11 protein-coding genes and 1 tRNA gene are annotated in these 9,944 nt (G+C 38.5%); 5 read left to right on the top strand and 7 right to left on the bottom strand.

The window, feature by feature from the left end; all coding sequences use genetic code 11:
- Positions 1-535 precede the first annotated feature (535 nt).
- A complete protein-coding gene (locus tag VLZ86_RS00235; RefSeq protein WP_325447514.1) occupies positions 536-712 on the bottom strand; it encodes a histone H1 in 177 nt (58 codons plus the stop codon).
- Positions 713-1,389: 677 nt separating this feature from the next.
- A tRNA-Met gene (locus VLZ86_RS00240) sits at positions 1,390-1,463 on the bottom strand.
- A 240-nt stretch (positions 1,464-1,703) separates the two neighbouring features.
- Here VLZ86_RS00240 and VLZ86_RS00245 point away from each other — a divergent pair.
- Together VLZ86_RS00245 and VLZ86_RS00250 are read left to right on the top strand one after the other, a co-directional pair.
- Positions 1,704-2,096, top strand: a complete 393-nt coding sequence (locus VLZ86_RS00245) for an START-like domain-containing protein (protein ID WP_325447516.1) — start codon at positions 1,704-1,706, stop codon at positions 2,094-2,096.
- A gap of 62 nt (positions 2,097-2,158) precedes the next feature.
- On the top strand, positions 2,159-3,004 hold the full coding sequence (locus VLZ86_RS00250; protein ID WP_325447518.1) for an aminotransferase class IV: 846 nt from the start codon (positions 2,159-2,161) through the stop codon (positions 3,002-3,004).
- Here VLZ86_RS00250 and VLZ86_RS00255 read toward each other — a convergent pair.
- The 5 genes from VLZ86_RS00255 to VLZ86_RS00275 form a co-directional block, all read right to left on the bottom strand.
- Positions 3,001-3,561 (bottom strand): YqgE/AlgH family protein, encoded by a 561-nt coding sequence (locus VLZ86_RS00255; RefSeq protein ID WP_325447520.1) that lies wholly within the window; start codon positions 3,559-3,561, stop codon positions 3,001-3,003. The two genes, VLZ86_RS00250 and VLZ86_RS00255, sit on opposite strands and share 4 nt — an antisense overlap.
- A 122-nt stretch (positions 3,562-3,683) precedes the next feature.
- Positions 3,684-3,956: an HU family DNA-binding protein gene (locus VLZ86_RS00260; RefSeq protein WP_325447522.1), complete on the bottom strand. Its 273-nt coding sequence runs from the start codon at positions 3,954-3,956 to the stop codon at positions 3,684-3,686.
- A gap of 193 nt (positions 3,957-4,149) precedes the next feature.
- The gene (fmt, locus tag VLZ86_RS00265) at positions 4,150-5,103 is read right to left on the bottom strand and encodes a methionyl-tRNA formyltransferase (protein ID WP_325447523.1); all 954 of its coding nucleotides are present in this window, start codon (positions 5,101-5,103) and stop codon (positions 4,150-4,152) included.
- A gap of 86 nt (positions 5,104-5,189) precedes the next feature.
- Entirely contained in the window at positions 5,190-7,094 is a 1,905-nt protein-coding gene (locus tag VLZ86_RS00270; protein WP_325447525.1) for a RecQ family ATP-dependent DNA helicase, read from the bottom strand.
- Positions 7,095-7,096: 2 nt separating this feature from the next.
- Positions 7,097-7,636 (bottom strand): ATP-binding protein, encoded by a 540-nt coding sequence (locus VLZ86_RS00275; protein ID WP_325447527.1) that lies wholly within the window; start codon positions 7,634-7,636, stop codon positions 7,097-7,099.
- Between the two features lie 92 nt (positions 7,637-7,728).
- On the opposite strand from VLZ86_RS00275, the gene VLZ86_RS00280 reads away from it, so the two are divergent.
- The 3 genes from VLZ86_RS00280 to VLZ86_RS00290 all read left to right on the top strand — a co-directional run.
- The gene (locus tag VLZ86_RS00280) at positions 7,729-8,022 is read left to right on the top strand and encodes a DUF493 family protein (RefSeq protein ID WP_325447529.1); all 294 of its coding nucleotides are present in this window, start codon (positions 7,729-7,731) and stop codon (positions 8,020-8,022) included.
- Positions 8,023-8,353: 331 nt separating this feature from the next.
- Complete coding sequence (locus VLZ86_RS00285) at positions 8,354-9,004, top strand: DUF4290 domain-containing protein (protein WP_325447531.1); 651 nt, start codon at positions 8,354-8,356, stop codon at positions 9,002-9,004.
- Positions 9,005-9,010: 6 nt separating this feature from the next.
- Positions 9,011-9,944, top strand: a 934-nt coding sequence (locus VLZ86_RS00290) for a UDP-N-acetylglucosamine 1-carboxyvinyltransferase (RefSeq protein WP_325447533.1), incomplete at its 3' end; no start/stop codon positions are given.

The raw sequence follows: 9,944 nt of genomic DNA on the forward strand, positions 1-9,944 counted from the left end.
TACAGTGGTTTGATAATAATATTCGGACGTCAGTTTTAAAATGAAACGTAAAGTCCCACGATATAGGCGCCTCAATGTATTGCTCCATTTCGGCGCCGTAGCCGCTGCGTTACGTTCAATCGCCACCAATGCCTTTTCCAACGCCGAAGCAAAAAATCGAGCAAGAATAATACCTGAAATAACTAAGAGTCAAAAAGATGTAATTTAATAAAACCGTAACTTAATGACATTGAGTGCTCGTTTGTAACGACTACCCACTACGATTGGTATCTGATAAAATCTGTTCTTAAAAACCTAATAATTAACAAATAGGACAGGCTGTAAATTTAGAAAGGACAGGTTATAAGGAGTTCCTCAGTCGCTACATCCCTACGTGAGCAGGGTTCTCCTGCCAATTTTTAATCTTCCTTTTCTATTTATATTTAAAATTTATAACAAGAAAACCCCTTCGATCTTGAAGGGGTTTTTGATTCTATTATAATAAGCATTAAATTCTAATGCCCTAGAGCAGGGGTCTAACGGGAAATTTTAATGATTAACTTTTTGACTCTGCAATTGAAACCTTACGGAATTCTTTCAATAATTTCTCTAAGGCCAATGACGATTTTCTCGCTCTTGTTCCTGCTGATTTATTTCCGCTTTCTAACTGTAATTTAGCGTCACTTTCAAATGATGCGTAAGTGCTTTGCATGTTCTCAATAAGTTCTTTCATTAGATTTGTGTTTTAATTTATTTTAAAAAAGCGAAAATATAATTATTCCATCTAAAAACCCGCAATAGTTCAAATAAATTACGCCGTTAAGCATTACTTCAAAGTTTCCATGTTTTCTCTGCTAGAACTCGTTTATAACGAATGTCAGCAACGGAATAGCAGTAATTAACAATGCCGTGCTCTGTCTCCCAAAAAGCGAATACTTATCAAGCCTCAGTATTTTGTCGCTAAAACTGGATATCAGTGGAAATTCGCCATATAAGAGTATCTATGATTTCAGGTTTACTCCAACAGGTGTCTTGTCCTAAAATGAATAGGACGGCCAAGGTGAGTCACATACAGCGGATTAAAATGAGTATAGCAATAATTATTGCAATTCCTTTTAATTGATTAGACATAAAAGAATTTTTATGTGGCTCAAAAAATTCCGTTATCAGTGAGTCACTTTAACCTTTTTGTGCAAACTATGAGACATTTCTAGATGACGAAGGAAAATAAAAATAATAAGACGTCTCTGTATTCTTGAGAAAAACGATTAAAGTTTGCTGCAAAATATTATTTCTATTGATTTGATATGCTTTGATAAATCATATGTTAAAAAATGTTAATGTTTTACCTATGTTGTACCTGCAATAAAAAAGGCAGTTACAAATTCATGTAACTGCCTCATTATCAAGTAGCGAGAAGGGGGCACGATCCCCTGACCTCCGGGTTATGAATCCGACGCTCTAACCAACTGAGCTACCTCGCCATTACCTTATTTTATAGCGCCCCATGAGATGGTGTATCCCATGGTTCCTTTCCAAAGCTGACTTCGGTTGGGACGGTCAACGCATATTGTCGCAGTGCCATAATTTAAGGCTGCAAATATAAAAACATTATTAATCTCACCAAACATAAAAACCATAAAAATGCGATAAAATTATTTTAGTCAATTTGTCTTTTAACTAAACAATTAATTATATATTGAGCAGGTTAACAAAATAGATCTATGCAAGAAAAAATTAAATTTGAAATGGAGTTCCCCATTCAGTCATCTCCTCAACTTTTATATCAATATATATCCACGCCTTCAGGCTTATCTGAGTGGTTTGCAGACAATGTAAACTCACGCGGGGAGTTCTTCACGTTTATATGGAATGATAGTGAAGAGAAGGCAAAATTACTGAGTAAAAAAAGTGGTGAGCGCATCAAATTCAGATGGATGGTTGATGAGGATGAGGGCGATTCCTATTATTTTGAAATCAGAATACAGGTGGACGAGATAACTAAGGACGTGTCCATTATTGTCACAGATTTTATTGATGAAGATGAAGTGGAAGAAGCTAAAATGCTTTGGGAAAATCAAATCTCCGATTTAAAGCAGGTTTTAGGCTCTGCTTAAGCAGACTCTTTTTTATAAATAGTATATTTGTCTCGATTTTTAAAAACTTCGAGACTTTTTTTATGGTTAATTTTAACGGTACCCTTCACGACGCCTCTTCAAATTTATTGTCCCTTCAAAATAGAGGCTATGCCTATGGCGATGCACTCTTTGAAACCATTAAGGTAGTTCATGGTAAAATCCTGTTTTGGGAAGATCATTACTTCAGATTAATGGCCTCCATGCGGATCTTAAGGATGGAAATCCCCATGAACTTCACCATGGAATTCATTGAAAGTGAAATCTTAAAGACGGTTGAGGCCAATCATTTTATGAAGGCTACAGCACGGGTACGCATGAATGTCCATCGCGTGGAAGGTGGGAAGTACACCCCGTCGTCCAATGATATCGACTATAATATCATCACGGAAAAATTGACCTCCGATTTTTATATATTAAATTCAGAGCCCTACACGGTAGAATTATTCAAGGATTTTTATGTGGCTCCGGGCTTATTGTCCACCCTAAAAAGTAACAACAGAAACATTAACATCTTGGGAAGTATTTTTGCCAAAGAAAATAACTTCGAGAATTGTTTACTGCTAAATACCGATAAAACAGTGGTGGAGGCATTAAACGGAAACCTGTTTTTGGTCAAGGGCAGGGTCATTAAAACCCCACCCTTGTCTGAAGGATGTCTTAAAGGCATCATGAGAAAGCAAGTGATGGAACTGGTTGAAAAGCTTGAGGGCTATGTTCTAGAGGAAACTTCCATTTCGCCATTTGAACTCCAGAAAGCCGATGAATTATTTATAACTAATTGTATCGTTGGGATTCAACCGATTACGAAGTATAGAAAAAAGGAATATACAGTGGAGGTTTCAAAGCTCCTCACAGAAAAACTCAATACTAAGATTAGACTTGCTTAATTGTAATTGGGGTTTTCGGGTGCATTTGACCAAATGCTGTAGTCGCCACCCAATTCCAACATCTTTTCTTTCCAAAAAGTGTCGTCCTTTTTCTCAATAATGGCTTTTTTGTATATGTTTTCAGTAACGATCCAAGAATTGGTTTCCAATTCGGTTTCCAATTGGGTAGGTTCCCATCCAGAATAGCCAAGAAAGAAGCGAATATCGCAACGTTTGATCTGGCCGTTATTAATTAGGGTCAATACCACATCAAAATCGCCTCCCCAATAAATACCCAAGGAGATCTCAATGCTCTCAGGTATTAACTCTGGAATTTTATGAATAAAATAAAGGTTGTCCTGTTCAACAGGACCACCATTATAGACTTTAAAAGCGGATTTGGTGTCTGGCACCAAGTCTTTTAATGTGTATTTTAAAGGTTTGTTCAATATAAAACCTACTGATCCTTCACTGGTATGGTCGGCCAATAAAATAACAGAGCGATTAAAAGAAGTGTCACCAATAATGGAGGGTTCGGCTATCAGGAGATGTCCCTTTTCGGGTTTAATTGTAATCATAAGTCATGATTTTGTAATTAAATCTAAAACATATTTTCTGAAAATCCAATAAATTTGTTAAAAAATGCACAAAAAAAATCCACTCGGGTAGGAGTGGACTTTTAAATATATCTAATGTGATCTTAGTTTACAGCATTGCTTAAATCAGAACCAGCTTTAAACTTTACTACGTTTTTAGCTTTAATTTGGATGGTTTCACCTGATTGTGGGTTTCTTCCTTCTCTTGCTGATCTTTTAGAAACTGACCATGATCCAAATCCTACTAAAGATACTCTATCGCCTTTCTTTAAAGAATTTTCAATATCAGTCAATAAAGAATCTAATGCTTTTTTTGCTGCTGCTTTCGTAATACCAGCATTTTCAGCCATTCCATTGATTAAATCTGTTTTGTTCATAAAATTATAATTTTAATTATTAAATAATAGTTGAGATAACATTTTGTCAAATCCTCATACAAAATTATACGGAATATTCGTTTACGCAAGTAATGGCAAGGGAAATGCAATTTTTTGTTAATAACTTCGACCATTTGTTAATAAAGCAGATGACTTTCAACGGGTTTGTTGCAATATCAATGTTCATAAGGGTTTACAGCATTTTGTCCTCTTCTGAAAAATTGAAACCATTCAATAGCGACTTGATATCCATTTTTCGCTTCCCAGGGAGCTGCATTTCATTGATAAAAAGATAACCGCCTTGGACTGCGACTTTTAACTCGTTTTTGGTCGAAATGAGCGTTCCCACAGATTCGGAATGTGAAATGCGCTCTTTAGAAACCCCAAATAATTTGACGGTTAAATTCCCATCCTTAGTTTTAAGATAGCTCCAAGCTCCAGGAAATGGATTCAGACCCCTGATTTTGTTGTAGATCGCATCTAAATCCTTAGTCCAATCAATTTGGCAATTCTCCTTATTGAGTTTGTACGCCGTTTTTGGTTGTTCCACTTTGGGTTGGATCGTCGTCTTGACATTTCCTGTTTCAATCAGTTTTAAAGTGTCAAGGACCAATTCACTTCCTAGGTTCTGTAGGGTATCATGTAAAGTGCCTACGGTTTCGTCGTCTTTAATGGCTACTTCTTTTTGCAGGATGATGGCACCCGTGTCAATTTTATCATCAATGAAGAAGGTGGTCACCCCCGTTTGCTTCTCGCCATTGATCACTGCCCAATGTATTGGAGCTGCGCCCCGGTAATCGGGTAGAAGGGAAGCGTGGAGATTAAAAGTGCCGTAGGCTGGCATTCTCCAGACCACTTCGGGCAGCATTCTAAAGGCCACTACAATCTGTACATTGGCCTGTAAGGATTCCAATTCGCTGAGAAATGCTTCGTCTTTTAAATTGGTGGGCTGAAGGAGTCTGAGGTTTTGGGAAAGCGCGTATGTTTTCACATCAGATTGGTGTAGTTTTTGTCCGCGGCCCGCTGGTCGGTCGGGTGCGGTGATGACACCTACAATCTGATACTCGTTTTCTACCAATCGTTTTAGAGTGGCCACCGCAAATTCGGGTGTGCCCATAAATACAATTCTTAAATCGTTCTTTTTCATGTGCTTAAATTTATTTTTTTTTAATGGTCACATGCAGTTCGCAATTAATTATTCCCTTGGGCGTTGAAGTTTTTAGCATACTCGGTTCATGTGTATTTTATTTTGTACGAATTGTTAGCGGTAAGATCCAGGATATTGTTGGCAAGCATGAGCTGCAGGGTTTCCAAAATTTCATTCTCTGAATGCTCCAGCTGCTCAACCAATGCCCTCGAGCTTAAGGGTTGATTTTCCAAAAGTAAAATAATGTCGTGAGAAATGCTTTTTGTGGACGGCCTTTTTGTTTTCGGCTTTTTTAAGATACAAACCGAACAAATGCCACAAGGCGTGCTGTTCTTCTCACCAAAATATTCCAATAGTCGAATGCTTTTGCATTGTTCTTCATCGGAAATATAATCAATAACCGCATCAATTTGATCTTCTTTCAAACGTTGCTGCTGTTCAATAATGCTGGCAATTCTGTTGATGGTCTTGTCATCTTCCCGAGGTTGTAAAAAGGTCAATTCAGAATCGGTATTGGAGTGTTGAAACTCCACAACAGCATCTTTATCCAATTGCTGAAGAATATCCAGGACTTGGTTTTCACGTGTATTCGACTTTTCAGAAACCAAATTGAGATTGATTTTTAGTTGATGTTCAAAAATACCACCATAAGTGCGTAAAATAGCCTTGATAACGGGTTCAAAGTTCTTATGGGTATTTAGGTAACCAAATAACGCAGCACTTGGGATCAGGAACTGGAGTTTGGTTTGGTAATTGAATTGTTGCGACAGACTTATGATGCTGTTGCTATCCAGGAGTTGAACGGCATTATAGGCGGTGCCGGTTGGGAATCCATAGGTTTTACAAAAGGCATTAAAATTGAACTGATGTTGCGTCAAGTGCCCCTCACCATAAGAAATCTGAAAATAGTTGCATAATTTACGGTACACTTTTTTGATGAAATCGACGGAAGGCAAGGTGCTTAAAAATTGATGTTTGAGGTGTTGCTCATCGCTCGCATTTTTCAAAATGACCGCAAAGGCTTTCTCCCCATTTCTACCTGCACGTCCAGCTTCTTGGTAGTAACTTTCTAAACTTTCTGGCAAATTGATATGGATCACGGTTTTGACATCCGCTTTATCAATGCCCATTCCAAAAGCGGTCGTGGCCACCATTACCGTCTTCTGGTTGTTGGTCCATTGTTCCAAATGGTCATTTTTTTCTTTGCTGCTGATGCCGCCATGATAATATGTTGCTGAAATGCCCTTCGATTCCAAAAACGAAAACATCTCCAAGGTAGCACGTCGTGTCCTCACATAAATAATGGAGGTACCTGGATATTTCGTTAGAATCTGTTCTATTTTATAATGCTTGTCATGGGTGTCTAAAACCATATAGGCAATGTTTGGTCTTTTAAACGAGGCTTGATAGACCTTGGGTGCCATAAAGTCCAGTTCAGTCATGATTTCTTGTACAACTTTAGGCTTTGCCGTTGCGGTAAGGGCGATCACGTTGACCGAAGGGTGCAATTGGCGCAACACCGCAATGTTTTTGTAGGCAGGCCTGAAATCATTTCCCCATTGGCTGATGCAATGTGCCTCGTCAACCGCAATTAAATTAACTGGCATTTGTTGGATTCTGTCCTGAACCAAGGTTTGTTGTAAGCGTTCTGGAGAGAGGTAGAGGAACTTATAATTGCCATAGATGCAATTGTCCAAAAGAGTATCTAAGGTGCTATAGGGAATGCCGCTGGTAATGGCCATCGCTTTAATGCCTCTTGCCTTAAGCTGATCGACTTGATCTTTCATTAAGGCAATCAGCGGAGAGACCACAATGCAAATGCCCTCTTTGGCTAAGGCCGGCACTTGAAAGCAAATGGATTTTCCACCGCCGGTTGGCAGTAATGCAAAAGTGTCCTCGTTATTTAAGACCGCATTGATAATCTCTTCCTGCAAGGGCCGAAAGGAGGTATGCTGCCAATAGCGCTCTAAAATGAGTATAGGATGTGACATCGCTATAAATTTAAGGAATCTATAATGAAGTCTGCGCGTTTTTCTACAGTATCAAAGGGAATTGGGATCAAATCGTAACCAAATTTTGTATAGGTATTGATGAGCTGCTCATGAATCTGCTCCGACTGCTCAAAAGTTTCATAGCGCACATGGTCACTTTGAAAAATATCAGCCCAAGGGGTTACGATAAAAACAGTGTCGTAGCTGTGGTTTTGGCAGGCTTGAACAAAGCTTTCAGGATAGTCGCTGCCATAAAAGTCCATATATGCCAAAACATCAGGAAGGCCCCGATCAAGAAATATGGTCGCATTTTCGTAGGTATTGGCTTCCGTAAATTGCTTGAGCCGCCCTTCCAAAAGTAGTTTGCTAAAGAGCAAGGGCTGGGTTAGAAATAACTGTTCTATCCCATTTTCCCTGGCCTCGAGCGTTACTTGTCTTGAGATTTCCTCAAAGCAAATGTGTCCTCTCTTTTTTAATTCGTTTATTATTGATGATTTACCAGTGCCTGGTCCTCCAGTAATAACAATCTTTTTAGTATTCAATTTGGCAGGGTTTTGGATGCAAAAATCGTAATAATAATAGAAATTAAAAAATGTAAAGTAAAATGTATCTTTGCAGATGAATAAGCACCATTATGAGTACAGAGAAAAATCAAGACGAATTTTACGAGAAACTTCGATCGCAGCTTTATGCAACAGCTAGTTGGCCATCCGAATACCTATATAAATTCATCGTAGTATCAGATAACCGCAAAATTGCGGAGATAGAAAATATTTTTGATAATATGGGAGCGGTGATAAAAACCAAACCTTCTAAAAATGGAAAATACACCAGTGTGTCCATTAATTTACAGATGCGCACTCCTGAGCATGTTATTGAGAAATATATGGAGGTGACGCTGAACGTGGAAGGGGTTATTTCATTGTAGGGACTTAAGGTTTAAGACTAAGGGTTCAAAGTTATGAGTTCAGAGTTATGAATTTTTACGAGAATAATTCTGGATGACCGAAAACTGCTACCTGAAGACTGATGATTGCTTACTGAGAACTGACAACCGACAACCGACAACCGATGACTGATAACTGATGACTGATAACTGATGACTGACGAGTGAAGACTGCCTACTGCCTACTAAACACTGAAGACTAATTTTTACGAAACTTTTATACCACAATTAAGCTTTCTTTATTTTTTTTCGTATTTTGCAGACATGCACAAAGTACTCCGATGCATAATATTTAATACTACACATTATTATTTTGATAGACAATTTAGAATACAATACCGAGCGCGAACATTTGATCATTCCTGAATATGGAAGACATATGCAAAAGATGATCAATTATGCCAAAGAGCGCGAAACAAAAGAGGAACGCAATAAGGTTGCTAAGGCCATAATTTCTGTTATGGGCAATCTACAACCACATTTAAGGGATGTTCCTGATTTTCAGCATAAGCTATGGGATCAGCTATTTATTATGGCAGATTTTGATTTGGATGTGGATTCTCCATATCCAAAACCTTTGAGAGAAGAATTACAGGCACACCCTGAACCTTTAAAATATCCACAGAATTTCCCAAAATACCGGTTCTACGGCAATAATATCAAAACCATGATTGATGTTGCCAATACGTGGGAAGACGGCGATTTAAAAGAGGCATTAATTTATACCATTGCCAACCATATGAAAAAATGTTTCTTAAACTGGAACAAGGACACTGTGGAAGATGATGTTATTTTTAATCATTTATATGAATTGTCCGGAGGGAAAATCAATCTTAAGGAAGAGGATGAAGACTTATCTGACGTTACCACGTTGATGAGAAATAAAAAGAAATACTCTTCTACAAGCACTAAGAAAGCTCACCCCAAAAAAAGTACTACCAACCGCAATAGAAAACGCTACTAACCATACATGTCAACATTTATAATTGAAGGAGGTCATCAATTAAAAGGAAGTATCCAACCTCAAGGCGCAAAAAATGAAGCACTACAAATCCTATGTGCTGTTTTGCTCACTCCAGAACTCGTCACCATTCATAATATTCCAGACATCGTTGATGTCAATAAACTCATTTCACTTTTAGAGAAATTGGGGGTCAAAACCAAGAAAATCGGCTCTGGTTCCTATACTTTTCAAGCAGATGAAGTGAATTTAAAGTACCTTGAATCTGCTGAATTTAAAGAAGATGGGAAAGGATTACGTGGTTCCATCATGATTGTTGGACCACTTTTGGCGCGTTTTGGAAAAGGCTATATCCCAAAACCGGGAGGTGACAAAATAGGACGACGACGAGTGGATACGCACTTTGAAGGATTTATTAATCTGGGTGCGAAGTTTCGTTACAATCGTGAAGATCATTTTTACGGCGTGGAAGCCGAGCGATTAAAAGGCGCTTACATGCTCTTGGATGAAGCTTCTGTGACCGGAACGGCAAATATTGTGATGGCTGCTGTTCTAGCCGAAGGCACGACCACTATTTATAATGCGGCCTGTGAACCGTATTTGCAACAATTGTGTAAAATGCTGAATCGCATGGGCGCTAAAGTCAGCGGAATTGGTTCCAATATGCTAATTATTGAAGGCGTTGAGGCTCTAAAAGGCACAGAACATAGAATGTTGCCCGACATGATTGAAATTGGAAGCTGGATAGGATTGGCGGCCATGACCAAAAGTGAACTGACCATCAAAAATGTCAGCTGGGACGATTTGGGACAGATCCCGAATGTCTTTAGAAAACTTGGAATCACCATTGAGAAAGATGGAGACGATATCCATATTCCTGCCCATAAGGACGGTTACGAAATCCAAAGTTATATCGATGGTTCCATTTTGACGGTTGCCGATG

It is taken from the genome of Gelidibacter sp. (genome assembly GCF_035515035.1).
Taxonomy (GTDB): Bacteria; Bacteroidota; Bacteroidia; order Flavobacteriales; family Flavobacteriaceae; genus Gelidibacter.